The organism is Streptomyces sp. NPDC001796 (genome assembly GCF_042892355.1).
GTDB lineage: Bacteria > Actinomycetota > Actinomycetes > Streptomycetales > Streptomycetaceae > Streptomyces.
The window spans coordinates 1-25,146 of the sequence record NZ_JBIAUC010000029.1; the positions used below are offsets into that span (position 1 = coordinate 1).

20 protein-coding genes are annotated in these 25,146 nt (G+C 72.0%); 6 read left to right on the top strand and 14 right to left on the bottom strand.

What is annotated here, in order from left to right:
• Positions 1 to 441 precede the first annotated feature (441 nt).
• Positions 442 to 1,449: a stage II sporulation protein M gene (locus ACFYZE_RS33890; RefSeq protein ID WP_389002829.1), complete on the bottom strand. Its 1,008-nt coding sequence runs from the start codon at positions 1,447 to 1,449 to the stop codon at positions 442 to 444.
• Positions 1,450 to 1,539: 90 nt separating this feature from the next.
• On the opposite strand from ACFYZE_RS33890, the gene ACFYZE_RS33895 reads away from it, so the two are divergent.
• Positions 1,540 to 2,475: an RDD family protein gene (locus ACFYZE_RS33895; RefSeq protein WP_389002832.1), complete on the top strand. Its 936-nt coding sequence runs from the start codon at positions 1,540 to 1,542 to the stop codon at positions 2,473 to 2,475.
• 22 nt (positions 2,476 to 2,497) lie between these two features.
• Here the strand turns inward: ACFYZE_RS33895 and ACFYZE_RS33900 are convergent, their stop codons facing one another.
• From ACFYZE_RS33900 to ACFYZE_RS33935, 8 genes are all read right to left on the bottom strand, one after another.
• Positions 2,498 to 3,112 carry a hypothetical protein gene (locus ACFYZE_RS33900; RefSeq protein ID WP_389002835.1) on the bottom strand — a complete coding sequence of 205 codons (615 nt, stop codon included), beginning with the start codon at positions 3,110 to 3,112 and terminating at the stop codon, positions 2,498 to 2,500.
• A gap of 118 nt (positions 3,113 to 3,230) precedes the next feature.
• A complete protein-coding gene (gene ahcY, locus ACFYZE_RS33905) occupies positions 3,231 to 4,688 on the bottom strand; it encodes an adenosylhomocysteinase (protein ID WP_366028276.1) in 1,458 nt (485 codons plus the stop codon).
• Between the two features lie 276 nt (positions 4,689 to 4,964).
• The gene (locus tag ACFYZE_RS33910; protein WP_389002838.1) at positions 4,965 to 5,942 is read right to left on the bottom strand and encodes a cation diffusion facilitator family transporter; all 978 of its coding nucleotides are present in this window, start codon (positions 5,940 to 5,942) and stop codon (positions 4,965 to 4,967) included.
• Between the two features lie 172 nt (positions 5,943 to 6,114).
• Positions 6,115 to 7,266: a mannose-6-phosphate isomerase, class I gene (gene manA / locus ACFYZE_RS33915; protein WP_389002841.1), complete on the bottom strand. Its 1,152-nt coding sequence runs from the start codon at positions 7,264 to 7,266 to the stop codon at positions 6,115 to 6,117.
• Positions 7,267 to 7,425: 159 nt separating this feature from the next.
• The gene (locus tag ACFYZE_RS33920) at positions 7,426 to 8,553 is read right to left on the bottom strand and encodes an SIS domain-containing protein (protein WP_389002844.1); all 1,128 of its coding nucleotides are present in this window, start codon (positions 8,551 to 8,553) and stop codon (positions 7,426 to 7,428) included.
• A 28-nt stretch (positions 8,554 to 8,581) separates the two neighbouring features.
• Entirely contained in the window at positions 8,582 to 8,752 is a 171-nt protein-coding gene (locus ACFYZE_RS33925) for a Trm112 family protein (protein WP_190189352.1), read from the bottom strand.
• Between the two features lie 127 nt (positions 8,753 to 8,879).
• A complete protein-coding gene (locus tag ACFYZE_RS33930) occupies positions 8,880 to 10,244 on the bottom strand; it encodes a phosphomannomutase/phosphoglucomutase (protein ID WP_389002847.1) in 1,365 nt (454 codons plus the stop codon).
• Positions 10,245 to 10,465: 221 nt separating this feature from the next.
• Positions 10,466 to 10,897 carry a DUF3499 domain-containing protein gene (locus tag ACFYZE_RS33935; RefSeq protein WP_263234783.1) on the bottom strand — a complete coding sequence of 144 codons (432 nt, stop codon included), beginning with the start codon at positions 10,895 to 10,897 and terminating at the stop codon, positions 10,466 to 10,468.
• 337 nt (positions 10,898 to 11,234) lie between these two features.
• Between ACFYZE_RS33935 and ACFYZE_RS33940 the strand changes: the two genes are divergently transcribed.
• On the top strand, positions 11,235 to 11,684 hold the full coding sequence (locus tag ACFYZE_RS33940; protein ID WP_389002850.1) for a metallopeptidase family protein: 450 nt from the start codon (positions 11,235 to 11,237) through the stop codon (positions 11,682 to 11,684).
• Between the two features lie 63 nt (positions 11,685 to 11,747).
• On the opposite strand, the gene ACFYZE_RS33945 is transcribed toward ACFYZE_RS33940, so the two are convergent.
• The 3 genes from ACFYZE_RS33945 to ACFYZE_RS33955 form a co-directional block, all read right to left on the bottom strand.
• Positions 11,748 to 13,265, bottom strand: a complete 1,518-nt coding sequence (locus ACFYZE_RS33945) for a DUF5719 family protein (RefSeq protein ID WP_389002853.1) — start codon at positions 13,263 to 13,265, stop codon at positions 11,748 to 11,750.
• Positions 13,262 to 16,873: a glycosyltransferase family 2 protein gene (locus tag ACFYZE_RS33950; protein WP_389002856.1), complete on the bottom strand. Its 3,612-nt coding sequence runs from the start codon at positions 16,871 to 16,873 to the stop codon at positions 13,262 to 13,264. The genes ACFYZE_RS33945 and ACFYZE_RS33950 overlap by 4 nt, the downstream gene beginning before the upstream one ends.
• Before the next feature lie 272 nt (positions 16,874 to 17,145).
• A complete protein-coding gene (locus ACFYZE_RS33955; RefSeq protein WP_003975777.1) occupies positions 17,146 to 17,409 on the bottom strand; it encodes a WhiB family transcriptional regulator in 264 nt (87 codons plus the stop codon).
• Between the two features lie 700 nt (positions 17,410 to 18,109).
• Here ACFYZE_RS33955 and ACFYZE_RS33960 point away from each other — a divergent pair.
• The 4 genes from ACFYZE_RS33960 to ACFYZE_RS33975 all read left to right on the top strand — a co-directional run bounded on the left by ACFYZE_RS33960 (position 18,110) and on the right by ACFYZE_RS33975 (position 22,182).
• Positions 18,110 to 18,616: a cysteine dioxygenase gene (locus ACFYZE_RS33960; RefSeq protein WP_389002859.1), complete on the top strand. Its 507-nt coding sequence runs from the start codon at positions 18,110 to 18,112 to the stop codon at positions 18,614 to 18,616.
• Positions 18,617 to 18,749: 133 nt separating this feature from the next.
• Positions 18,750 to 19,733 (top strand): 2-phospho-L-lactate transferase, encoded by a 984-nt coding sequence (gene cofD / locus ACFYZE_RS33965; protein ID WP_389002862.1) that lies wholly within the window; start codon positions 18,750 to 18,752, stop codon positions 19,731 to 19,733.
• A gap of 14 nt (positions 19,734 to 19,747) precedes the next feature.
• Positions 19,748 to 21,079: a coenzyme F420-0:L-glutamate ligase gene (locus ACFYZE_RS33970; RefSeq protein WP_389002982.1), complete on the top strand. Its 1,332-nt coding sequence runs from the start codon at positions 19,748 to 19,750 to the stop codon at positions 21,077 to 21,079.
• A 101-nt stretch (positions 21,080 to 21,180) separates the two neighbouring features.
• Positions 21,181 to 22,182 (top strand): DNA-3-methyladenine glycosylase family protein, encoded by a 1,002-nt coding sequence (locus ACFYZE_RS33975; protein ID WP_389002865.1) that lies wholly within the window; start codon positions 21,181 to 21,183, stop codon positions 22,180 to 22,182.
• A 52-nt stretch (positions 22,183 to 22,234) separates the two neighbouring features.
• Here ACFYZE_RS33975 and ACFYZE_RS33980 read toward each other — a convergent pair whose 3' ends face one another.
• Both ACFYZE_RS33980 and ACFYZE_RS33985 read right to left on the bottom strand, forming a co-directional pair.
• Entirely contained in the window at positions 22,235 to 23,320 is a 1,086-nt protein-coding gene (locus tag ACFYZE_RS33980; protein ID WP_389002868.1) for a sugar phosphate nucleotidyltransferase, read from the bottom strand.
• A gap of 150 nt (positions 23,321 to 23,470) precedes the next feature.
• Complete coding sequence (locus ACFYZE_RS33985; RefSeq protein WP_389002871.1) at positions 23,471 to 25,054, bottom strand: N-acetylmuramoyl-L-alanine amidase; 1,584 nt, start codon at positions 25,052 to 25,054, stop codon at positions 23,471 to 23,473.
• Between the last annotated feature and the right edge of the window lie 92 nt (positions 25,055 to 25,146).

Sequence of the window (25,146 nt, forward strand, 5' to 3'; positions counted from 1 at the left end):
CGTTGACTTTTGGCACGCTGTTGAGTTCTCAAGGAACGGACGCTTCCTTCGTACTCACCGGAGAGACTCACTCTCTCGGCTTTCCTCCGGGCGCTCCCCTTCGGTGTTTCCGACTCTATCAGATCTTTCCGATCCGATTTCCTCGGTGCTTTCCAGGTTCCCGCTTTCACGTTTCCCTTTCCGGCGGTTCCGACTTTATCAGAGGTTTTGGGGCGGACTGACCGCCGACCACTTCTGATTCAATCGGGGGAGGCTCCTCGGAACTGATCGTCCCGAGAGCCGGCAGATGCTCACTGTTCCTGTTGTGGGTGGATACCTCCACCTCCAGGCAACTGTCTGAATCTACCTCCCCACGCCACCCGTGTCAACAGGTCCCGTGGGGCGAAGAGGAGAGTAGCAGGCCGGCGCCGGAAGACGCACATCCGGAGGGGGCCATCCCGGTCACGCTGCCGTCGGAACGGTCGCGCTGCGCTCGTCCGCGTCCACGTCCCCTGTGTCCCCGGCCCGCGCCGCGCGTCCGCCGAGGACATAGACGTACGCGAGAAAGGCCAGCTCAGCGGCGATGCCGATCGCGATCCGGCCCCAGGTGGGAAGGCCGGAGGGGGTCACGAACCCCTCGATGGCGCCCGAGACGAACAGGACCAGCGTGAGTCCTATGGCCATGCCCAAGGCGGCCCTGCCCTCCTCGGCGAGGGCGGTGCGGCGGGTCCGGGGACCCGGGTCGATGAGGGTCCAGCCGAGTCGCAGCCCGGTTCCGGCGGCCACGAAGACGGCCGTCAGTTCCAGCAGCCCGTGCGGGAGGATCAGACCAAGGAAGGTGTCGAGGCGGCCGGCCGAGGACATCAGGCCGATGCCGACCCCCAGGTTCAGCATGTTCTCGAAGAGGATCCACAGCACCGGGAGACCCAGGAAGATGCCCAGGACCAGGCACATCGCGGCAGCTCGGGCGTTGTTCGTCCACACCTGGGCGGCGAACGCGGCGGCGGGATGGCTGGAGTAGTACGTCTCGTACTCGCCGCCGGGGCGTGTCAGGTCGCGTAGTTCGCTGGGGGCGGCGATCGATGCCTGGACATCCGGGTGGGTGCCGATCCACCACCCCAGGAGCACCGCCACCACCGTGGAGAGCAGTGCCGTGGGTATCCACCAGCGGCGCGAACGGTAGACGGCGGCGGGGAAACCGTGCGTGAGGAAGCGCGTGACATCGCGCCATGAGGCGCGGCGCGTGCCCGTCACGGCGCTGCGCGCGCGTGCCACCAGTTGACTGAGCCGGCCGGTGAGCTGGGGGTCGGGTGCGCTGGACTGGATCAGCGAGAGATGGGTGGCGGTGCGCTGGTAGAGGGCGACGAGTTCGTCCGCTTCGGCTCCGGTGAGGCGGCGCCGGCGGCGCAGCAGGGCCTCGAGGCGGTCCCACTCGGCGCGGTGGGTGGACACGAACACGTCGAGGTCCATGGATGGGCTGCTCCTCGTACTGCGGCGCGATGTGCCCTCAGCTTGGCAGACTGTCGTACTCCGGGGAGGGTCAGGGGAAGGACGGTCGGCGTGAGTGAGCTAGTGACGGGTGAGGCGGTGGCGCTGGAGCTGCGCCCCGCGAAGCTGCCGAGCCGGGCGCTGGCCGTGTTGCTCGACCTGGTGGTGGCCGTGGTCGCCTACGTCCTCGTGGTGATCGCTCTGGTGGCGTCCACGTCCGGCCTGGACGAGGCCGCGCAGATGGCGGTGTCGATCGCCGCCTTCGTCCTCGTGCTGGTGGGTGGGCCGATCGCGGTGGAGACGCTGAGCCATGGCCGTTCGCTGGGCAAGCTGGCGTGCGGGCTGCGGGTGGTGCGAGACGACGGGGGGCCGATCCGATTCCGGCACGCGTTGGTACGGGGCGCGGTCGGTGTGGTCGAGATCCTCATGACCTTCGGGGTCGTGGCGTGCGTCGCCTCGCTCGTTTCGGCACGGGGGCGGCGGCTCGGTGACGTGTTCGCGGGCACGCTCGTCGTACGCGAGCGCGTGCCCGCCGGCCGTGCGTCCTTCGTGCCTCCGCCGCCCCCGTGGCTGGCCGGGCGGTTCTCCGCGCTCGACCTCTCGGCTGTTCCGGACGGGCTGTGGCTGGCGATCCGGCAGTACCTGACCCGGATGCACCAGCTGGATCCGCAGGTGGGCTGGACGATGGCGGAACGTCTCGCCGCGGACCTCGCGGCTCGTACGGGCGTGCCGACGCCGTCCGAGGTGCCGCCGGCCGCTTATCTGGCGGCGGTGGTGCAGGAACGGCAGGCACGGGAGGCCCGGCGGGCATCCGGCGGTCGGGGAACTGTCGAGGTCGTCGAGGGGGGTCCGCAGACCGGCGCCGCGGCTCAGCAGCCCTACGCCCCGCCCCGGGCCCCGGGCCCCGTCTCTCAGCAGGACCCGCAGCCGGCACCGGCTCAACCCACGCGACCCACACACTCCGAACCGCCGGCTCGGCCCTCCACCGGCTTCGCGCCGCCCGCGTAACCGCGGTCACCGCCGGTCGCTGTCACCGGAACACCGACGGCGGCGACTGGAGGTCCTCCAGCTCGATGCCCGGTGCCGCCAGCACCACGTCTCCTGCGATGTGCACGGTGTGTCGCTCACCCGTGTCCAGGGCTGTGACCTGGTATTCGTCCACGACGAGGGGGGCGTTGTCAGTGGTGTGTGCTTCTCTTGCGATCAGGGCCCAGGACTGGTCCACGGTGCGGGGGGCGAGGACCGGATCGGTGAAGGCGACGAGGCGTACGCGCGTCGCGGAGGAGGAGGGGGTGAGGCGGAGCAGACGGGCGGTGGCGACGAGGAAAGCGGGGGATGTGCCGGTGAAGGCGTGGGCGCGGACATTGCCTTCGGTGGCATGGGTGCCGGTGGGGTCGGTGCGGACCCAGGTGACGCCGTCGAGGGCGGCGCCCCGCACCTGCCAGCTCGCGGCGTGGAGTTCGAGGCGGATGGGGCGGCCGAGCTCGTCGAGGGCGAGGTCGACGGAGCCTGCGTGATCGCCGGAGGGGGTGGTCAGTTGGGAGACATAGCGCCAGCCGGTGGGGCCCGGCGCGCACTGGAAGTGTTCTTCGGCGAGGAGGGTCTGGTCGTGCGGGTCGTGAAGCGAATATCGGCCGCGGGGCATGAGGGTCCTGGGGCTTGACGGGCCGGTCCGCCCAGTGGTCCGGAGGGCCCAGTGGTCTGGAAAGGGGGCAGGCCCCCGGCACGGGGGTGCGGGGGCCTGCCTTGGGACCGGGGCTCGGTCAGTAGCGGTAGTGGTCCGGCTTGTACGGGCCCTCGACCTCGACGCCGATGTACGCCGCCTGCTCGGGGCGGAGCTTGGTCAGCTTCACGCCGAGCGCGTCCAGGTGGAGTCGGGCGACCTTCTCGTCGAGGTGCTTGGGCAGCACGTAGACGCCGGTCGGGTACGCGTCGGGCTTGGTGAACAGCTCGATCTGGGCCAGGGTCTGGTCCGCGAAGGAGTTGGACATCACGAACGACGGGTGACCGGTGGCGTTGCCCAGGTTCAGCAGGCGGCCCTCGGAAAGGACGATGATCTTCTTGCCGTCGGGGAAGGTCCAGGTGTGGACCTGCGGCTTGACCTCGTCCTTGACGATGCCGGGGACCTTGGCGAGGCCGGCCATGTCGATCTCGTTGTCGAAGTGCCCGATGTTGCCGACGATCGCCTGGTGCTTCATCTTGGCCATGTCACTGGCCATGATGATGTCCCGGTTGCCGGTGGTGGTGACGAAGATGTCGGCCTTGTCGATGACCTCGTCCAGGGTCGTGACCTGGTAGCCGTCCATGGCGGCCTGCAGCGCGCAGATCGGGTCGATCTCGGTGACGATCACGCGGGCGCCCTGTCCGCGCAGGGACTCCGCGCAGCCCTTGCCCACGTCGCCGTAGCCGCAGACGACCGCGGTCTTGCCGCCGATGAGGGTGTCCGTGGCGCGGTTGATGCCGTCGATCAGGGAGTGGCGGCAACCGTACTTGTTGTCGAACTTCGACTTGGTGACCGCGTCGTTGACGTTGATCGCCGGGAACAGGAGGGTGCCCTCGCGCTGCATCTCGTACAGGCGGTGGACGCCGGTCGTGGTCTCCTCGGTCACGCCACGGATCTCGGACGCCAGCTGGGTCCACTTCTGGGGGTTCTCCGCCAGGGTGCGGGTCAGCAGCTGGAGGATGACGCGGTGTTCGTCGGACTCGGCGGTGTCGGGCGAGGGGACCTTGCCGTCCTTCTCGTATTCGACGCCCTTGTGGACGAGGAGGGTGGCGTCACCGCCGTCGTCGAGGATCATGTTCGGGCCGCCGGTGGGGCTGTCGGGCCAGGTCAGTGCCTGCTCCGTGCACCACCAGTACTCCTCGAGCGTCTCGCCCTTCCAGGCGAAGACGGGGATGCCCTGGGGGTTGTCGGGCGTGCCGTTCGGGCCGACGGCGATGGCGGCGGCCGCGTGGTCCTGGGTGGAGAAGATGTTGCAGGACGCCCAGCGGACCTGCGCGCCGAGAGCGGCGAGGGTCTCGATGAGGACGGCGGTCTGGACGGTCATGTGCAGGGAGCCGGTGATACGGGCGCCGGCCAGGGGCTGCGCCTCGGCGTACTCCTTGCGGATCGCCATCAGGCCGGGCATCTCGTGCTCGGCGAGGGTGATCTCCTTGCGGCCGAACTCGGCCAGCGAGAGGTCGGCGACCTTGAAGTCCTGTCGGTTCTCGACAGTCGTCATTGCGAGCTGCTCCTCGGGGTTGGGTCGAGGTGGGTACGGCTGGTCTGCGCGGCGGCGGGCACAGGGTGCCCGAAAGAGGACACAGGCATGCCCACGTGCGCGCAGCGCAGTCCGTCGGAGGCCCTCTCTCCCTCGGACGGCCCGTCCTGGACCGCCCGACCGCCATCAGCAGCGACGTCTGGCTCCGTTCCAAGCTACACCGGAGGACCCAGCCGTCCCCAGTCCGCCTCGGAAGACGTCCGACTGGCTGCGGCCGGCAGCGGCTCGGCGGTGAGTTCAGTGACCGGTGCTCGGTCCCGGGCCGCCCGGCGTCGCCTGGGGGTCCGGGCCCTTGGCGGCCTCGGCCTCGCTGTAGATGTCCGGCTCCAGGTAGATGACGCGGGCGATGGGGACGGCGGTGCGGATGCGGTCCTCGGCGGCGTTGATCGCGGAGGCGACCTGAGCGGCCGTGTCGTCGTGCTGCACGGCGATCTTGGCGGCGATCAGCAGTTCCTCGGGGCCCAGGTGGAGTGTGCGCATGTGGATGAGGCCGGTGACCGTCTCACCGTCGACGATCGCCGCCTCGATCTGCTTGACGACGTCGACGCCCGCGGCCTCGCCGAGGAGGAGGGACTTGGTCTCTGCGGCGAGGACCAGGGCGATCAGGACGAGGAGGACACCGATGCAGACGGTGCCGATGCCGTCCCAGATGCCGTCGCCGGTGAGCAGGGCCAGGCCGACGCCGCCGAGGGCGAGGACCAGACCGATGAGCGCGCCGAAGTCCTCCAGGAGGACGACCGGCAGCTCCGGGGCCTTGGCCCGGCGGATGAACTGCGCCCAGGAGAGCTTGCCGCGCAGTTCGTTGGACTCCTTTATCGCCGTGCGGAAGGAGAAGCCTTCGGCGATGACCGCGAAGACGAGGACGCCCACCGGCCAGTACCAGTTCTCGAGCGCGTGCGGGTGCCGGATCTTCTCGTAGCCCTCGTAGATGGCGAACATGCCGCCGATGGAGAACAGGACGATCGAGACGAGGAAGGCGTAGATGAACCGCTCGCGGCCGTAGCCGAACGGGTGCTGCGGGGTCGCCTCCCGCTGGGCGCGCTTGCCGCCGATCAGCAGCAGGAACTGGTTGCCGGAGTCGGCGATCGAGTGGACGCCCTCCGCGAGCATCGACGACGAGCCGCTGAAGGCGAACGCGACGAACTTCGATGCCGCGATCGCGAGGTTGGCGCCGAGTGCCGCCACGATCGCCCTGGTGCCGCCTGACGCGCTCATGTGTTCGCGTTGTTCCCTTCATAGCCGTCGCGCCCGGGACGTCCGTACGTACCGTACGCCGTCCGGGGCTTTGCCCGTCCTTTGCCGGTGGGCCATTGTTGCAGCAGGCTCCGACAGCGGTGCGCCAGGCCGGGACCGCGACGGCGCCCGGCCCGGGGGCCGGGCGGCCGCGTCAGGCGGCGACCGTGGCCCGGAAGACCGTGCCGGCGCCGGACACCTCGGCCTTGTCCTCCGCCGGTACGAACACCGACTCGCCGGGCGCGAGCACCTGGTCGCCCGCGCGGACGGAACCGGCCGTGCACAGCAGGATCTGCGGGGTCGCGCGCGTGAGGTCGTGCGGGGCGGCGCCCTCGGTCACCACGTACCGCGACAGGCGGAACTCGTCGATCGGGGTCTCGTAGACCTCCTCGCCGTCCGCGGAGGCCTCGGGGCGCAGGACACCGGGGTCGCTCGCCTCGAAGCGGACGATCCGCAGCAGTTCGGGGACGTCGACGTGCTTGGGGGTCAGGCCGCAGCGCAGCACGTTGTCGGAGTTGGCCATGATCTCGACGCCGAGACCGCTCAGGTAGGCGTGCGGGACACCGGCTCCGAGGTAGAGGGCCTCACCGGGCTGGAGCCGGACGTGGTTGAGCAGCATCGCGGCGATCACGCCGGGGTCGCCGGGGTAGTGGTGGGCGATGTCGGCGTACGGGGCGTAGGCGCCGCCGAGGCGGGCGCAGGCGGCCGCCGCCTCGGTGACCGTGTGGGTCATCTCCTCGGGGTCGGCGCTCAGCACGGCGGTGAGGACCTCGCGCAGGGCGGCGTCTTCGGGGTGGGCGTGCAGCACGTCGACGTACGGCTTGAGGGAGTCGACGTCGAGGCCGGCGAGCAGGTCGGCGGCGGCGTCAGGGGCGCGGAAGCCGCACAGGCCGTCGAACTCGGTGAGGGCGCAGATCAGCTCGGGCTTGTGGTTGGCGTCCTTGTAGTTGCGGTGGGGCGCGTCGACGGGGATGCCGCGGCGCTCCTCGTCGGCGTAGCCCTCCTTCGCCTGCTCCAGGTCGGGGTGGACCTGGAGGGAGAGCGGGGCGCCGGCGGCGAGGATCTTCAGCAGGAACGGCAGCCGGGGGCCGAAACGGGCGACCGTCCGCTGCCCCAGTTCGCCTTCCGGAGCCTTGTCGATCACCTCGTTGAGGGGGCCGCGCGGGGTGCGCGAGGGTGCGCCGGGGTGGGCGCCCATCCACATCTCCGCCTGCGGCTCACCGGTCGGCTCCACGCCGAGGAGCCGGGGGATGGCGGTGGTCGAACCCCAGGCGTAGGGGCGGATGGTGTTGTCGAGGCGATCCATGAGTCTTCTTCGTCTCCGTACGTACGCTCCCGGTCGGCGCCGCTGTGGACGGGTGGGCCGGTGCGCGCTGGTCAGATGGTGTGAGCCTAGTGCTGTGGCCGGAAGCTAGTGCTGTGGCCGGAAAGGTCCCCGGTGGACCTCTCCGGTGACAGCGCCAGGTCAGGCCCCGGATGCGAGCGCCACGTAAACGGCGGCGAAATCCGTGATGGCGATCAGTTCCGCGAGGGTCTCCAGCTCGTCGCCGTCCTCGGGTTCCAGTTCGCTGATCGCCGTGTCGTGGCTGAGGGCCAGGTCTCGGGCGGCGGGGGCGGCGCTGAGGCCGCCGATGGGGCGGTCGCGCAGAAGCACCACGCGCGCGTGCAGGGCCTGTGCCTCCTCCACGCGGTCGCGGAAGAAGTCGTCGGGGTCGGCGCCCGCGGCGAGCGCGCCGGAGAGCAGGACGCTGTGCGAGGCGAGTGCTTCGGGCAGTTGCGCGGTGAGCGCGGGACGGCCGGCCAGCTCGGCGAGTGCGGCGGCGAAGCGGCGGCCGGCGGGTGCGGCGGAGGCGCCTTCCGTCCAGATCACCGGGAGCGCTTCGGCGAGTTCGGCGGCGAGGTTCTTGGCGGGGTTGCTGTAGGTGGCGATGGCCGGGCCGCAGCGTTCGGCGACCTGGTCGAGGCGGTCGGCGACCTTCTCCAGGACGTCGGGCGGCGCGGAGAGCAGGCCGGTGCGGTCCAGGAGGGCGAGCAGCGGGGTGAGCAGGGCCCACAGGACGCCGGGCGCGGAGGCGGCGAGGGGTTCCTCCTGCTCGTACGGGGCGGTCGCCATGGGCACGAACAGGCCGTGGGCGGCGGCCACCGCCTCCGTGATCGGGGAGCGGGCGGGGGCCACGGAGACGACGGTGCAGCCGCGGCGGTAGGCCTGCTCGACCAGGATGCCGAGGCCGGGTTCGGAACCGTCAGGGGTGGCGATCAGCAGCAGGTCGACGGGCCCGGCCCAGCCGGGCAGCTCCCAGCGCAGCGCGCCGGCCGCGGGGGCGACGCCGGTGGGGTGGATGCGGGCGACCGGGCAGGCGGCGCCGGCGAGGGTGTCGAGGAGTTCGGCGACGCCCACTGAGGCGGTGCCGGGGCCCGCGATGAGCACGGCTCGGGGCCGGCCATCGGGCCTCAGGTCGTTGACCCCCGCCTCGGCGGCGAACCGCACGGCCGTGCGGACCCGGGCGCCTGCCTCGGCGGCGCCCCGGAGCAGTCCGCGTCGGTCGGCCCGCGCCAGCGCCTCGGGGTCGTCGAGCAGCGATTCGTCGAGCATGGGCGGCAGCCTCCGATCGCCGGGTGCGTCAGGCGGGGCGGCGGGCTTCGTCGACGAGCAGGACCGGGATGCCGTCCCGGACGGGGTAGGCGAGGCCGCAGTCCTGGCCGGTGCAGACCAGCTCGTTCTCCTCCTCCTTGAGCGGTGCGTGGCACGCCGGGCAGGCGAGGATCTCGAGGAGGCCGGCTTCGAGCGGCATGACGGGTCCCTTCGGGCTGGTGCGCTTGGCCTGGTCAGACTACCGCTGCGGACGGCGGCGTGCGGGGGTTGGGCGGGGCGGGCGCTGTCGTGCGCCCGCCCCGCCCGGCGCGGCGTGTGGCGGGGCGTCAGGCCCGGATGATCTCCAGCACCTCGTCCCGGATCTTCGCCATGGTCGCCTCGTCCCTCGCCTCGGCGTTCAGGCGCAGGAGCGGTTCGGTGTTGGAGGGGCGGACGTTGAACCACCAGTCGGCGGAGGAGACGGTCAGACCGTCCAGCTCGTCCAGTTCGACGCCCTCGTGGCCCTCGTAGGCGGCCTTGATGGCGGCGAGGCGGCCCTTCTGGTCGTCGACCGTGGAGTTGATCTCGCCGGAGCCCACATAGCGGTCGTACTCGGCCACGAGCTGGGAGAGCGGGCCCTCCTGGCCGCCGAGGGCCGCGAGGACGTGGAGCGCGGCCAGCATGCCCGTGTCGGCGTTCCAGAAGTCCTTGAAGTAGTAGTGCGCGGAGTGCTCGCCGCCGAAGATCGCGCCGGTGCGGGCCATCTCGGCCTTGATGAAGGAGTGGCCCACGCGGGTGCGGACCGGCGTGCCGCCGTGCTCCCGGACGACCTCGGGCACCGACCAGGACGTGATCAGGTTGTGGATGATCGTGCCCTTCCCGCCGTGCTTGGCCAGTTCACGGGCGGCGACCAGCGCGGTGATCACGGACGGGGTGACCGGGTCGCCGTGCTCGTCGACGACGAAGCAGCGGTCCGCGTCGCCGTCGAAGGCGATGCCGATGTCGGCGCCCTCTTCCCGCACCCGCTTCTGCAGGTCGACGATGTTCTTCGGGTCGAGCGGGTTGGCCTCGTGGTTCGGGAAGGTGCCGTCCAGCTCGAAGTACATCGGGACCAGGTCGACGGGCAGTCCGGCGAGGACGGTCGGCACCGTGTGGCCACCCATGCCGTTGCCGGCGTCGACGACGACCTTCAGCCGGCGGATGGAGGTCAGGTCGGCGAGGGAGCGCAGGTACGCCGCGTAGTCGTCCAGCGTGTCGCGCTGGGTGATCGTGCCCGGCGTCCCGACCGGCTGCGGCGCCTCCCCGTCCAGCCACTCCTCGACCAGGGCGCGAATCTCCGCGAGGCCCGTGTCCTGGCCGACGGGTGCGGCACCCGCGCGGCACATCTTGATGCCGTTGTACTTCGCCGGGTTGTGCGAGGCGGTGAACATGGCGCCCGGCAGGTTCAGCGCGCCCGACGCGTAGTACAGCTGGTCCGTCGAGCACAGGCCGATCTCCGTGACGTCGGCACCGCGTCCGGCGGCTCCACGCGCGAAGGCGTCCGCCAGGCCCGGGGACGAGGGCCGCATGTCGTGGCCGATCACGATCGCGTCCGCACCGGTCACCTGGGCGAAAGCCGCGCCGAACAGCTCGGCCAGCGTCTCGTCCCACTGGTCCGGGACCACCCCGCGTACGTCGTACGCCTTCACGATCTGCGACAGATCAGCAGCCACGGCCAACCCTCCTGAGTTCTCAACGGTGCCCCCAAATTACCTGCTGGGACCGGTGCCCGGCCGCGGGCCCTTGCATCCGACGAACAGTTCGGACGGAGTTCATACCTGATCTCACCGGCACACGGGTCCGCGGGACCACACCTGATGGGGGCAGCGTGTGCGATCAGGAGGTGGAAGGGATCACGGGGTGGGGAGGAGGAGTGACAAGGAGGCGTGGACGCTCAGTTGTCGGGTGAGCGCAGGACCCGCAGATGGCCGCGGCGTGCGACCTCCATCGGGTCGGCCGTACGGGCGCTGCCGCCGCCGCCCGCCTCGGCCGTGCGCTGGTGCGGGCGGGCCGCCTCGCGAACCGCGTTGGCCAGCGCTTCCAGGTCGTCGCCGCTCGGGCGCGTGGGGGCCGAGCCGTCCAGCAGCCGGACGACCTCCCAGCCGCGCGGGGCGGTGAGGCGCTCGGAGTGCTCGGCGCACAGGTCGTAGCAGTGGGGTTCGGCGTAGGTGGCGAGCGGGCCGAGGACCGCGGTCGAGTCGGCGTAGACGTACGTCAGCGTCGCGACGGCGGGTCGGCCGCAAGCGGTGCGCGAACAGCGACGTACAGGGCTCACGACGTTGGACGGTACCGCACTCTTGAGCGGGCCGCGACGACTCTCCCCCAGGTCACTCCACCGTGTCGTGCTGTGAAACACCCCACACCCCCTTTCGGGGCCGCCTGGCTGACCTGCGTGGACAGCCCATGCCGAGATACCGGACGACTCTGAAACCGGTCACCACTTGGTACAAACCTCATCAAAGTTCATGAGCTCGGTGGTCTCGGAGGCTATGGAATCGAGCTCAAGCTTGGCTGGAATGGTCATCCGGCGACATGCCGTGTGACCTCCGCCCGTCGGGGGCCCGAACGTCCGGGCTGAGCCGTCGGAGGAGCGCGGAGGAAGCTGCGCGGGTTCGCGTGGGGCCGGGCGTGGCGCCCCGGCGGGGACTACGCTTCTTTCAGTGATGGACACCCCCGTACCACCCCGCGCCGCCGCACCCGGGCCACGCCGCCGTGATCGCCACGGCCGAGGCATGCGCGGCCCCGTCGCGCCGCCGCAGGTGCCGCTCTCCGCGAGCCGCGCCGAGGTGTTCGCGGATCTGGTGCAGGACTCCGTGGAGCGCCTGGAGCGGCACTGGCCGCAGCTCGCCGACATCGACTTCCTGGTTCTGGAGGTGCCGCGCCTGGACGGCCCCGGCGCGGGCTGGAGCGATGAGGCCGTACCTCTGGGAGGCACCATCCCTGCCCGCGACGGCCGCCGCGCTCGCGTCGTGGTCTACCGGCGCCCGGTCGAGATCCGCACCAAGGCCCGCGACGAGCGTGCCGCCCTGGTCCACGAGGTGGTCGTGGAGCAGGTGGCGGAGCTGCTCGGCCTGACACCGGAGACGGTGGATCCGCGCTACGGCGAGGACTGAGCCCCGCGCGCCCACGGAACCCTCCGCATGCTGACGGATCCTTCCGTCACTTCTCCTTACCCGTCACTTCTCCAGCAGCACCGACAGGTCCTGTCGCGCCTCCGGCACGGCCACCGTGCCCCGGTCGTCCGGCAGGGTCTGCACGGTGAACGCGGACAGGCCCTCGATGGTCGTCCGGAGGGTGCGGGACGCGTAGACGGGGCCGCCGGAGAGCGTCTCCACGGTGAGCGCGTAGGTGCCCTTCAGGCCGCTCGGCACGGGCACGTCCACGTCCTGCGTCGTGCCGCCCTTGATCGTGTACTGCTTCGTCACGGCCGTGCCGCCCCCGCTCCCCACCGACGCGGTGACCTTGACGGTGGCCGCGGCGCCCGGTGCGGCCAGCGCGAGCGTGGTGCCCTTGGCGCTGTTGTCGGCGACCGACGCGCGCGTGCCGACCGGCGCGGTGGCCGGGATGAACGCGGACTCCTGCCCGCCGCCCTTGCCCCGCACCACGCGCAGCGCGGCGACCACCGGGACCGGTGTGCCGGTGGGCGTCAGCACCAGGGAGCCGGCCTCGCCCCGCGTGATGTCGCCGAGGTCCACGGCGGTGGTCATGCCGGCCTTCACGTGCACCGTCTCGTTCCCGGCCGGGGTGATCTCCCCGGAGGGCGAGGCGAGGCGCACCTTGAGGTCGGCGTCGGAGTCGCCGGGCGTGAAGGCGACCAGACGCACGTCGGTGGCGTCCTTGGGGATGCCGGGCAGCACCAGGGACCCCGCCGGGTCCGTGGAGGCGGGCAGCCAGTCGCCGCCCAGCTTGTCGTCCAGGGCCTGTACGGCGGCGCCGACCCGGCCGCTGCGGACGCTGACGTGGACCGTCAGGTCGCTCTCCTTCGCCTCGGTGAGCGTGGAGAGCAGGACCGGCTCGCTGGAGTGCGGCTGGACGGTGATGCCCTCGCCGACCGCCGACTTCAGGTTGCCGTCCTTGCCGTACAGCTCGATGTCGACGACCGCGGCGGAGTCGTCGGGGTTGGTCAGGTGCACGTAGTCGGTGCGCGAGGCGGCGGTGCTGGCACCCGGGAACCAGAACTCGGTGTCGGGAGCGGTGCAGTTGACGCCGAGCAGGCCGCGCCCGGAGCCGGCGGCGACCGCGGTGGTCTCCTGGACCGTCCAGCCGGGCGCGAACCTGCCCGTGGCGGTGCCGATCAGCGCGGGCGTGTCGGCGCCCGAGCCGTCCCCGGTCGCCGGGGTGCCGGGCTGCTTGGGGGTCACTGCCGGCGCGTCGGACTGTTTCTTGCCCTTGCCCGACTTGCCGCTCTTGCCGTTGCCCGTGCTGTCCGCCGACTGCTCGGCGGCAGCGACCAGTTGGGCCTTGCCGCTGCCGCCGGTGCTCGGCGAGACCGGCGTGAAGGACGTGTACGAGGTGTCGGCGATGTCCGAGTTGCTCGGCTGGGGGCACAGCAGCCGGGTCTGCTCCACCGGCAGCCGTGCGGCCGACTTCGGAGTGTCGCTGCCGGAGGCGGCCGGCGCGCCGAGTGCCGCGAATCCGGTGACGGCGGCGAGCGCGGTCGCGCCGGCGATCAGGGACAGGGTCGTGCGGTTCACTGCTGGCTCCCGTCGGGGCGCTCACTGTCGGTGCCGTGCGCCGGGTCGTACGGCGTGGCGTAGCCCTGGGTGTACGTCGGGTCGTACGGCGCCGTGTTGCCGTACGCGTACGGGTCGTACTGGGCGCTCTGGTGCGGGTCGGCCTGGTACGGCTGTTGCTCGTAGGCGCCCGGCGCGTACTGCTGGGGGACGCCCTGGTAGTGCTCGCCGCCGTAGGAGCCGTACCCGGTGTCCGCGTAGCCCGCCGTGTCCCACTCCCCGTACGCCGGCTGGTGCGGGACGTCGGCGGGCGGCTCCTGCGGAGGGGCGGGCGGGGTGTCGGCGTCCTGGGCGGGCTCTTCCACCTCGGCCTGCGCCCGCAGCCGGCGGGCGCGGCGGCCCTCGCCGGCGGTGTCCTGCGCGGGCGCAACCCGCTCCTCGGGGAGGTCGTCGTCGACGTCACGGCGGCGCCCGGGCAGGGCGAGCACCACCAGGACGACGGCGAGCGCGCCCTGCGCCCACAGCCAGGCCGTGTGGCCCATCGGAGTGTCATAGGTGACGTCCAACGTGCCGCCGGAAGCTGGCAGTCGGAAGCCCTGGGCCCAGCCGTCCACCGTGGTGGGGGTGAGCGGCTTGCCGTCCAGGGTGGCGGTCCAGTCGGGGTCGGCGGTGTCGGCGATCCGCAGGATGCGGCCCTCGCCGCCCGAGGGGATCGTGGTGTGGATCTCCACGGGTCCGGCCTCGACGGGCTGCGGCGCGCCCGTGCCGCCGACGATCGCGGCGCGGGAGACCTCGTGATCGACGCGCCACAGGGCGCTGCCGTCCTGCTGGCTGAGCCGGGACAGGCCGGGCGTGGCGTCCAGGACGCGGCTGATGTCGCGCGGCGCGCCCTTGCGGACCAGGACGTAGCGCACGGCGAAGCCGCCCAGTTCGTCGGCCTGGTCGGCGCCGGAACCCGCGACGAGGTTGGCGACGACCTTGTCGAGCTGCTTGTTCTCGCCGTCCTCGGCGGCCAGTTCACCGTCGCCGAGGCGGGCGCCGGAGCCGCGCACCAGGGTGTAGCCGACGCGCGCGGTGGATTCGCCGTCGAGGACCAGAGTGCGGGCCTGGTCACTGGTGCCGCTCTCCTCGGCGACGAACGCGGGCACCTGCACGGGGTCGCGCCGCTCCAGCGGCCCGTCCGCGCCGCGGATCATCCACCCGGCGGCGATGAGCAGGGGACCGGCCGCGGACGCGAACGCGATGAGGGCGGCGACCGGCTGGCGCCAGCCGAAACTCTGCTCGGCCACGCGTGCGCGTGCGCCGTCCGCACCGACCGCCGCGGCGGCCAGCAGCGCGAGGCCGTAGACGAGGGTCGCGGGTCCGGCCCAGGCGGAGCGGTTGGACAGGACCGCGAAGACGAGCGCCACCAGGGCGGCCGCCCACGCCGTCCAGACGGCGGCCTGGCGCTCGCCGCGCATCAGGGCGGCCAGCGCGGCGAGGACGACGCCGATGAGCATCAGCCCGCTGACCGTGCCCGGTCCGCCCGGGCTGGCGCCGAGCAGGTCGGAGGCGGAAGCCGCGCTCGCGCCGTAGGCCAGACCGGCCTCCTTGAAGAAGCCGAACGGCAGCAGCGACAGCGACCAGGGAGCGAGCAGCAGCAGCGGGGTGCCGACCTGGACGAGGAGGCGCAGACCGTGGGCGACGATGTCGTTGCGGCGCACGACGAGCAGCGCGACGCCCAGGACCAGCGCGATCGGCCACACGATCGGTGTGAACGCGGTGCTGATCGTCAGCAGGAGTGCGTAGGCCCAGGTGGCGCGCCAGCTGCCGCGCGCGCCGGAGGTGTGGGCGAGGCCACTGGCCGCGATGCCCGCGCGCGCGATGAGCGGCAGCAGGACCGCGAGGACCGCGGTGCCGATGCGGCCGCCCGCGAGGGCGCCGGTGGCGGCGGGCAGGAAGGCGTAGGCGACGGACGCCCACGCGCGCAGCAGCCGCGACTCGACGAGGGGACGCGAGGCGAAGTACGCGGTGAACCCGGCGAGCGGCACCGAACAGACGAGCAGCACCGTGACCGCGAGACCTGTGGAGCCGAGCAGCATCGAGGCGAGCAGGGCGACAAGTGCCAGATAGGGCGGCGCGGAGTGCGTGCCGCCGGCGCCCACCGGATGCCAGGCGTCGAGATAGCGCGACCACAGCTCGGAGGAGTCGGCGGGCGCGGGCAGCAACGAGCCGCCCGCGAGCGCGCCGCCGCCGAGCAGCGCGCGGCAGGCGACGAGCGAGACGAGCAGGAGGACGCCGAAGAGCACAGGTCCGGGCTTACGGGCGATGCGCTTGAGCCGTGCGAACTGCTCGACCTCCAGGAAGTCGGCGTCGTCGCCTCCGGGTCCGGACTCCAGGCCGCCGCCGTGCCGGCCGGCCGAGGACACCTCGGGGTCGGAGCGGCCCACCAGGTTGCTCGCGACCTGTTCGACGGTGGCCCGGACGGTCGCTCCGGGCGGCGGGAACAGCGCGCGCAGCTCGCCCTTGTCGACCTGCGGACGGCCGCGCCCGCGGCGTCCGGCGATGATCCGCTCGGGCCGCAGCAGTGTCCCGAGGAGGCCGCGGATCTCGTCGACGGCCTGCCCGGGCACCTTGCCGACGAGGTAGGCCACCGTGCGCAGCAGGGTGCCGAGCACCAGACGGAGCAGGACCCAGGGCAGCTGAGCGGAACGGGCGTTGACGAGGAGGGTGTAGACCGCGCCCGCCTTGTCGACCTTGTGCGGGGAGGCCGCGGTGCGGCCCACGCAGTCGACGGTGCGGCGTTCGCGGGAGGCCGCCTCGGCGTGGCGTACGACCGCGTCGGGGGCGACGAGGACGCGGTGGCCGGCGGCCTGGGCACGCCAGCACAGGTCGACGTCGTCACGCATCAGCGGCAGGTTCCGGTCGAATCCGCCGAGCTGCTCGAAGACATCGCGCCGGATCAGCATGCCGGCGGTGGACACGGACAGCACCGGGCGGACGTGGTCGTGCTGGCCCTGGTCCTGCTCACGGCGGTCCAGGCCGGTCCAGCGACGGCCGGAGTTGGCGATGGTGACGCCGACCTCGAGCAGCTGCCGGCGGTCGTACCAGCCGCGGAGCTTGGGGCCGACGACGGCGACCTCGCGCCCCAGCTCGGCCTCGTGCTCCACGACGCGCAACAGCTCGGCCAGTGCGCCCGGTTCGGGGGCGCAGTCGTCGTGCAGGAGCCACAGCCACTGCACCGGCTCGCCGTACGGCAGCTCGGGCATGTCGTAGGCCTCGTCCCGCCAGGTGCGGGTCACGGGGTCCCAGCCGCTCGGGCGCTTGAGGTAGGGCAGGTCGTCCGGGGTCGGTACGGGCGCGGAGCGGCTCACCTCCTCGACGGCCTGGCCGAAACCGGTGCGCCGGGCCAGGTGCAGGACGCGGTCGGGGCCGAGGGCGTCGGTGAGCAGCTGGGCGGAGTCGTCCGCGCTGCCGGTGTCGGCCGCCACGGCGTTCTGCACGGGGCGCTCCTGGCCGAGCAGGCCGGCGAGCGCGTCGGGCAGCCAGCGGGCGCCGTCGTGGGCGACGAGCACCGCGGTGACCACATGACGCGGGAACTCTGGTGGAGACGGGTCGTGTTGGACCGCCGTATGGCTGTGCACGGACATCGAGGTACAGGCCCCGGTTCGTTGGACTGCGGTGGACGCCTGTGCCCCGAGGGGGCAGCGGGACGTCTCGGACGGAGGCCCACACTAACGGCTGGACAAGATCACGGCCCGCCGCCTGTGGACAACCCACCTGCGACGGGCCATTCGTCACGAAAGGATGTGCGGCTTTTCGCCGCGTCGTCGGCCGGACCGGCCGCCACGCCCGCATGCGACTGCTTTACGACGTCCTGAACGACTCTTTTCGGACATTGCTCACGGTGACCGCAGCGACGTCAGACGGCGGCCTTCTTCAGACGGCGGCGCTCACGCTCGGACAGACCGCCCCAGATGCCGAACCGCTCGTCGTTGGCGAGCGCGTACTCGAGGCACTCGGAGCGGACCTCGCAGGCGAGGCAGACCTTCTTGGCCTCGCGGGTGGAGCCGCCCTTCTCGGGAAAGAAGGACTCGGGGTCGGTCTGGGCGCACAGCGCGCGCTCCTGCCAGCCGAGTTCCTCGTCCGCGTCGTCGACCAGCAGTTGCTGCACCAGCTCGGTCATGTGCGCCCCTCGTCTGTCTTTCGCGTCCCCGTGATGTAGCCGTTACCGAATCCGGCTGAACGACACGAGTGAAATTACAAGTGTGCCGATCCGGGCCAGTCAAGCCGAGATCTGCTATTGGGCCCCTTATTCACTCTGCGGAACCAAGGCTATGCGGAAAGTGTTCAAATCGACATAAACCCTGACAGCCTGTGAGGGTCCAGGTGGCCCTGCGACCCCTCACCGAGAAGGACGCCCAGCAGTTCGATCTCGTTCCGACACGCACACCGAAGCGAACCGGATCACATTCGGATCACGAGATCGCAACGACGTCCACGCGCCCGGCGGTGCGCCATGTGTCCCCCCGACTGCAGTGAACAAACCTTTCCTCTGCAGGATGAACCGGATGAGGTGAAACAGCTCCCACATGGCGGACGTCAAGTTGACAGGGAAAGGTGTGAACCGATGTCCTGTGGGCATGCTCGCGAACTCGGCACTCACCCAGACCCGCACCGCCGGGTCCCACGGTGCTGCCCGCGCTCGCTGTAGCTGTTGCTGTTCCGGCTGTTGAGCCTTCCCCCGCGCTCCGGCCGCTCCCGGGTCCACACGGCCCGGCTGTAGTTCCCTCCGCCCGCACCAGGGCTCGCGCCACGCCCGTGACCCGGGCGGACGACACGCGACACCCCACCCCGCACTCTCCCGCCGAGGAACCACCGCACCCATGAACAGCGACAGCGACCTGCAGATCGCCGGCGACATCCTGGAAGTACCGCACCTGCTCCAGCCGCCGCGCGAGCACCCGGTCACCGTGGCCGAGTTCGCCGGACTCGCCCGCACCATCGCCGCCGACCGCTCCCGGTGGGAGCACCTGGTCCGGTACGACGCGACCTCCCGCTGGTACCACCGGCTGCAGACCGGACCCGGCTACGAGGTGTGGCTGCTGTCCTGGGTGCCCGGGCAGGGCAGCGGGCTGCACGACCACGGGCGCTCGTCGGGCGTACTGACCGTCCTGCACGGCGCACTCACGGAGCGCACGGAGCGTGGCACGCGCGCACTGCGCACGGGGGCGCAGCGCGTGTTCGCACCCGGCTACGTACACGAAGTGGTGAACGACGCGCTGGAACCGGCGGTCAGCCTGCACGTCTACTTCCCCGGCCTGACGGAGATGCCGATGCACACCAGGGCGTGCGCGGCGGAGCGCGGCACGGTGGACACGGTCACAGCCTGAGCGCCCCGGACGGAAGAGGAGCCCCGCGCGGCAGGGGAGCCCGGCGGCGGGTCGGGGCCCGCCGGCGCCGGGCGGCGCCTCGGGTGTCACCGCCGGGTCACGCGTAGTCGCAGGCGCCTGCAAGACTGCATCCATGCGCATTGTGGTTCTGGCAGGCGGCATCGGCGGTGCCCGGTTTCTGCGGGGTCTGAAGCGGGCCGTGCCCGACGCGGAGATCACCGTCATCGGCAACACCGGCGACGACATCCATCTCTTCGGGCTGAAGGTCTGCCCGGACCTCGACACGGTGATGTACACGCTCGGCGGCGGCATCAACGAGGAACAGGGCTGGGGCCGGGCCGACGAGACCTTCCACCTCAAGGAGGAGCTCGCCGCGTACGGCGTCGGGCCGGAGTGGTTCGGGCTCGGCGACCGCGACTTCGCCACGCACATCGTGCGGACCCAGATGCTGGGCGCGGGCTACCCGCTGAGCGCGGTGACGGAGGCGCTGTGCGACCGCTGGAAGCCGGGGGTCCGGCTCATCCCCATGTCGGACGACCGCGTCGAGACCCATGTCGCCGTCACCCTGCCCGACGGCGGCTCGGCCGCGGGCCCGGGCGAGCGCAAGGCGATCCACTTCCAGGAGTACTGGGTGCGGCTGCGCGCCTCCGTCCCGGCCGAGGCGGTCGTGCCGGTCGGCGCGGAGCAGGCGAAGCCCGCGCCGGGTGTCCTGGAGGCGATCGCCGAGGCGGACGTGATCCTCTTCCCGCCGTCCAACCCCGTCGTCTCCATCGGCACGATCCTCGCGATCCCCGGCATCCGGGAGGCCATCGCGGACGCCGGGGTCCCGGTGGTGGGCCTGTCCCCCATCATCGGTGACGCTCCTGTGCGGGGGATGGCCGACAAGGTGCTCGCGGCGGTCGGAGTGGAGTCCACGGCCGCGGCGGTGGCCGAGCACTACGGCTCGGGGCTGCTGGACGGCTGGCTCGTCGACACGGTGGACGCGGCCGCCGTGGAGCGCGTGGAGGCCGCGGGCATCCGCTGCCGCGCGGTACCGCTGATGATGACGGACCTGGAGGCGACGGCGCGGATGGCCCAGGAGGCCCTCGCGTTGGCGGAGGAGGTGCGGGGGGCTTGAGCGGCGGGCTTTCCATGGATGCCGGGTCCGGCGGCGGTGCACCCGTCGCGGCACCCGCCTACCGGGTCTGGGCGCTTGCGGGACTGCCTGAGATCCGAGAGGGCGACGACCTCGCCAAGGTGATCGCCGCGGCCGAGCCGGGGCTCGTCGACGGCGACGTCCTGCTGGTCACCTCCAAGATCGTCTCGAAGGCGGAGGGACGCGTCGTACGGGCGGACGACCGGGAGTCCGCCATCGACGCCGAGACCGTGCGGGTCGTGGCCCGGCGTGGTCCGCTCAGGATCGTGGAGAACCGGCAGGGTCTGGTGCTGGCCGCCGCCGGTGTCGACGCCTCCAACACCCCTGCGGGCACCGTGCTGTTGCTGCCCGAGGACCCCGACGCGTCCGCGCGCGCCATCCGCGAGGGTCTGCGGGACACGCTCGGCGTCGAGGTCGGCGTGATCGTCACGGACACCTTCGGGCGGCCCTGGCGCACCGGGCTCACCGACGTCGCCATCGGGGCGGCGGGCGTACGGGTCCTCGACGACCTGCGCGGCGGCACGGACGCGCACGGCAACCCGCTGAGCGCGACCGTCGTCGCCACCGCCGACGAGCTGGCGGCCGCGGGCGATCTGGTCAAGGGCAAGGCCGCCGGGCTGCCCGTCGCGGTGGTCCGCGGGCTGCCGCACGTGGTGACCGGCGACCACGGCGACGGCGCGCGGGCCATGGTGCGCGGCGCGCGCGACGACATGTTCCGGCTGGGCACGTCCGAGGCGGTACGGGAGGCGGTGACCCAACGGCGTACGGTGCGGGCGTTCACCGACGAGCCCGTCGACCCCGGTGCCGTACGCCGTGCGGTGGCCGCCGCCGTGACCGCTCCCGCGCCGCACCACACGACGCCGTGGCGGTTCGTGCTGCTGGAGTCCGAGGAGTCACGGACGCGGCTGCTCGACGCGATGCGGGACGCGTGGATCGCGGATCTGCGCCGGGACGGGAAGACCGAGGAGTCCATCGCCAAGCGCGTCCGGCGCGGGGACGTGCTGCGCAACGCCCCCTGCCTCGTCGTCCCGTGCATGGTCATGGACGGCTCCCACACCTACGGCGACGCGCGACGCGACGCGGCCGAGCGGGAGATGTTCGTGGTCGCGACGGGCGCGGGGGTGCAGAATCTCCTGGTCGCGCTCGCCGGGGAGCGGCTGGGGTCGGCGTGGGTGTCCTCGACGATGTTCTGCCGGGACGTCGTCCGGGAGGTGCTGGAACTGCCGGGGACCTGGGAGCCGATGGGCGCCGTGGCGGTGGGGCATCCGGCTGAGGAACCGAAGCCGCGGCCGGAGCGGGATGCGGGGGCCTTCATCGAGGTGCGGTGAGCGGGGGCAGCCGCAAGGCGCCCCCGGGCCGGGCACGCGCCCCCTACCCTCGTAGGACGACACCCAGAACTCCACGACACCTATCCACCAGGACCTCATCCGTGGCCGGACGATTCGCTCCCCGCCCCACCCCCACGACCGCGCGCGGTGGGCATGTCGTCGTGCCCGCGGGCATTCCGCGGCCGGCCGCGGCACCCGGTCGGCGGCGGACCTGGGCCCCGCCCGGGCCACTGGACCTGGGCCTGGTGCTCGGGCCGCTGCGGCGCGGTCCCGCCGATCCCACCTTCCGGGCGACGCCCGACGGCTCGGTGTGGCGGGCCAGCCGTACGCCGCTCGGTCCGGGCACGCTGCGGGTCGCGCTCCGGTGCGGGGTCGCCGAGGCGGAGGCCTGGGGGCCCGGGGCGGAGTGGCTGCTGGACCAACTGCCGGAATTGCTCGGCGCGTCGGACGATCCCGACGCCTTCGAGCCACGGCACCGACTGGTCGCGCAGGCACGGCACCGCCGGCCGGGACTGCGGCTCACCCGGACCGGCCTGGTACTGGAGTCGTTGATTCCGTCGATCCTGGAGCAGAAGGTCACGACGGACGAGGCGTACCGGGCCTGGCGGCTGCTCGTACGGAAGTTCGGGGAACCGGCGCCGGGACCCGCGCCGGGGCGTATGCATGTGATGCCGGCGCCCCGGTCGTGGGCGCTCATTCCGTCCTGGGAGTGGCACCGGGCCGGGGTGGACAACAAGCGGGCGTCGACGATCCTGCGGGCGGTGCGGGTCGCCGCCCGGCTCGAGCAGGCGGTGGGGATGGAGCCGGCCGAGGCGCAGGCGCGGCTCGAGGTGGTCCCCGGGATCGGGCCGTGGACCTCGGCGGAGACCGTGCAGCGCAGTCACGGGGCGGCGGACTCGGTGACCGTAGGGGATCTGCATCTGCCCGGGATCGTCGGATACGCGCTGGCCGGGGACCGGGACGCGGACGACTCCGTGATGCTGTCGCTGCTTGAGCCGTACGCGGGCCAGCGGCACCGGGCGGCACGGCTGATCCTGTTGAGCGGGTGTGCGCCGCCACGGCGCGCCCCGCGGATGCGGCGGGGCGATATCGGACGGTTGTAGCGCGACGCCGGGTGCCCACGTGACACAGGACACCCGGCGTCGTCGAAAGGCGCTACTGCTGGTCCGAGGAGAAGCGCACCGAGCCCGCCGGGATCCGCGCGTCGCACCAGACCCGCACTCCTTCTCGGAGTTCGTTGTCCGCGCCGACCACCGCGCCGTCACCGATGACCGCGCCCGTGACGATCGAGCGCTCGCCGATGCGGGAGCGGGCACCGATCAGGGAGTCCGTGATGACGGCCCCGGGCTCCACGACGGCGCCGGAGAGCACCGTGCTGCCGGAGATCCGGGCGCCCTCTCCGACGAACGCACCCTCGCCCACCACGGTGCCGCCCGTCAGCTTCGCGTCCGACGCGACCGAGGCCGTCGGCAGGATCAGACGGTCGCCGCAGCGGCCGGGCACCGCCGGGGACGGCGCCCGCCCGAGGACCAGGTCCGCCGAGCCGCGCACGAAGGCCGCCGGGGTGCCCAGGTCCAGCCAGTACGTGGAGTCGACCATGCCCTGCAGATGGGCTCCCGCCGCCAGCAGGTCCGGGAACGTCTCGCGTTCCACCGACACCGGGCGGCCCACGGGAATCGTGTCGATCACCGAGCGGCGGAAGACGTACGCGCCGGCGTTGATCTGGTCGGTGACGATCTCCTCGGGGGTCTGCGGCTTCTCCAGGAACGCCGTCACCCGGCCCGTCTCGTCGGTGGGGACCAGGCCGTACGCCCTCGGGTCCGTCACCTTCGTCAGGTGCAGCGACACGTCCGCGCCCGTCGACTGGTGGGTGTCGACCAGGGCGCGGATGTCGAGGCCCGTGAGAATGTCCCCGTTGAAGATCAGTACCGGATCTTCGGGACCGGACTGGAGGCGGCTCGCCACGTTGCGGATGGCGCCACCCGTGCCGAGGGGCTCCTCCTCCGTGACGTACTCGAGGCGGAGGCCGAGGGACGAGCCGTCACCGAAGTGCGGCTCGAAGACCTCTGCCAGATAGGAGGTGGCGAGCACGATGTGCTCCACGCCCGCCGCCTTCGCCCGCGCCAGTTGGTGTGTGAGGAACGGGACCCCGGCCGCCGGAACCATCGGTTTGGGGGTGTTCACCGTGAGCGGGCGAAGTCGGGTGCCTCTACCGCCGACCAGGAGGATCGCTTCTGTCACCTGTCGTCTCTGCTTCCTGCCGGGACCGGCCAAACTGTGAATCGGCCGACCAGTGTATGCAGACCGTGTTGCGGGGACCGCAAGGGGCGTTATGAGGACCGTGAGAGAGGTCCCTCTCAGGCACCTTCGTCATGCGGCGGGCCTTGGTCCTCAGCGGCCCTGCAGGCGGGCAGCGGTCGAGCGGATCGTGGAGAGTTTGCCGTAGAGCTGCTCTCCAGGACAGTCCGTGGGGTACCCGTCGCGATGGCCGGAGAGCACGTTCAGTCGCGCCTTCTCGCCCTTTGGGTACAGATTGCCACCTGCGGACACCAGGTAGGTCGTGCCACGCGGATCCATACCGTACAGACCGAGTTTCCACGCGCTCAGTGCGCCCACGCCGTCGAGCGTCTGGGCCGGCGGTTTGGTGTTGCCCGAGTAGGTGCCGATAACGGCGACGCCCATGCTGTCGCTGTTGAACCCCATGGTGTGGGCGCCCAGCACGGGCTTGTCGATGCCTCCGGCGCGGCCCTCGTAGATGGTTCCGCACTTGTCCACGAGGAAGTTGTAGCCGATGTCCCGCCAGCCGTTGCTCACCACGTGGTAGCGGTAGATGCTCCGGATGACGGAAGGCGCCTGAGCGCAGGTGTAGTTGTTGCCCGAAGCCGTGTGGTGCACGAACGCCACCTTCACGCTGTCCGTGTAGACGAAGCCCGCCTCGCGCAGAGTCTCGTCGGCGCCCCAGCCGCTGCGGGTGACGATTTTCGGGCGCGGGGCGGTGTGGGTCCCCGAGTGCTCCGGGAGCTGCTGAGGGGATGCTTCCTGGTCGCTGTCGGAGGTTTCCTTTGCGGGGCCGGTGGTGTCCGCGGGGCTTGCGGTCCCCTTTGCCGGGTTTGTCGTCTCCTGCGCCGGATCATCGGCCCCTTGGGTCGGGTTCGGAGTCTCCTTCACGGGATTCACCGTGCCCTGCGCAGGGGTGACGGTCTCCTCCGCCGTGCCCGGCGGTTCCTTCACGGTCCCCTGCGGGCGCTGCGTTCCCTTCGCTCCCTGCGGCTCCTGCGCCTGGTACGAGGGTGACGGGGCCGCGCCGTCATTCAGGGACGCGCGATCGACGTCCCGGCCGGACGCGTTGGAACCCGCGCCGGCCGCGGTGTCGGGTGCGCCCCCGTCGGACGGGGCCGGCGCGGCCGTGTGTGCGACGGGACCGGGGGCGCCCGCCTTCGAGTCCACGCCGGGGTCGACCAGTTCGACACGGAGTCCGTTGGGGAGCATGGGTGATCGCGTTGTTCCGGCGTCGTCCCCCTCGGCGCTCACCCGTACCGCCACTCCGTCCGAGTCGCCGACCCACAGTGGCGCGGTCGCCCCGCGTGCCCTGCTGGTCCGGCCCTCCGCGGTGCCGGGGTCGGGGCCGTGGCCCTGGTGGTGCGTCTCGAGTTCCTGCCACTCGGACCACTGGTGCGTCCCGCTCGCACGGGTACGGACCTCCACGTGCCCGTGGAGTTCGGCGCCCGGGTCGTCCCAGACGACGCCCACGAGCGAGAAGGGTCGCACCGTCCGCGGGTTCAGGCCCGCTTCGACCACCGCCCCGGCGGCGCGGGTGAAGGGCAGGAGGGGGAGGGACTGGGTACTGCCGGGGACGGCCGCCGAAGCCGACGGACCCCGCACACCCGTTCCGGCCACCGCGGCCGGGATCGCCGGCGAAAGGGTCAGCACCGCCGCACAGGTGACGCCGATCGAGGAAGCAAGATATCCACGCATGCACACAATCTTGGACATAGTCAGACATGTATGTCCATACGGAATCTGACGGCCCGTCGGCCGCACTCGGCCGAACCGGTGGCGCCCGACAC

What these genes read in the sequence shown, in the direction of transcription:
- ACFYZE_RS33985 (WP_389002871.1), bottom strand. Translation starts at nt 25,054, where the DNA reads ATGCGTGGATATCTTGCTTCCTCGATCGGCGTCACCTGTGCGGCGGTG.
- ACFYZE_RS33940 (WP_389002850.1), top strand. Translation starts at nt 11,235, where the DNA reads ATGGACACCCCCGTACCACCCCGCGCCGCCGCACCCGGGCCACGCCGC.
- ACFYZE_RS33890 (WP_389002829.1), bottom strand. Translation starts at nt 1,449, where the DNA reads ATGGACCTCGACGTGTTCGTGTCCACCCACCGCGCCGAGTGGGACCGC.
- ahcY (WP_366028276.1), bottom strand. Translation starts at nt 4,688, where the DNA reads ATGACGACTGTCGAGAACCGACAGGACTTCAAGGTCGCCGACCTCTCG.
- manA (WP_389002841.1), bottom strand. Translation starts at nt 7,266, where the DNA reads ATGGATCGCCTCGACAACACCATCCGCCCCTACGCCTGGGGTTCGACC.
- ACFYZE_RS33925 (WP_190189352.1), bottom strand. Translation starts at nt 8,752, where the DNA reads ATGCCGCTCGAAGCCGGCCTCCTCGAGATCCTCGCCTGCCCGGCGTGC.
- ACFYZE_RS33950 (WP_389002856.1), bottom strand. Translation starts at nt 16,873, where the DNA reads ATGTCCGTGCACAGCCATACGGCGGTCCAACACGACCCGTCTCCACCA.
- ACFYZE_RS33900 (WP_389002835.1), bottom strand. Translation starts at nt 3,112, where the DNA reads ATGCCCCGCGGCCGATATTCGCTTCACGACCCGCACGACCAGACCCTC.
- ACFYZE_RS33910 (WP_389002838.1), bottom strand. Translation starts at nt 5,942, where the DNA reads ATGAGCGCGTCAGGCGGCACCAGGGCGATCGTGGCGGCACTCGGCGCC.
- cofD (WP_389002862.1), top strand. Translation starts at nt 18,750, where the DNA reads ATGCGCATTGTGGTTCTGGCAGGCGGCATCGGCGGTGCCCGGTTTCTG.
- ACFYZE_RS33960 (WP_389002859.1), top strand. Translation starts at nt 18,110, where the DNA reads ATGAACAGCGACAGCGACCTGCAGATCGCCGGCGACATCCTGGAAGTA.
- ACFYZE_RS33970 (WP_389002982.1), top strand. Translation starts at nt 19,748, where the DNA reads ATGGATGCCGGGTCCGGCGGCGGTGCACCCGTCGCGGCACCCGCCTAC.
- ACFYZE_RS33920 (WP_389002844.1), bottom strand. Translation starts at nt 8,553, where the DNA reads ATGCTCGACGAATCGCTGCTCGACGACCCCGAGGCGCTGGCGCGGGCC.
- ACFYZE_RS33955 (WP_003975777.1), bottom strand. Translation starts at nt 17,409, where the DNA reads ATGACCGAGCTGGTGCAGCAACTGCTGGTCGACGACGCGGACGAGGAA.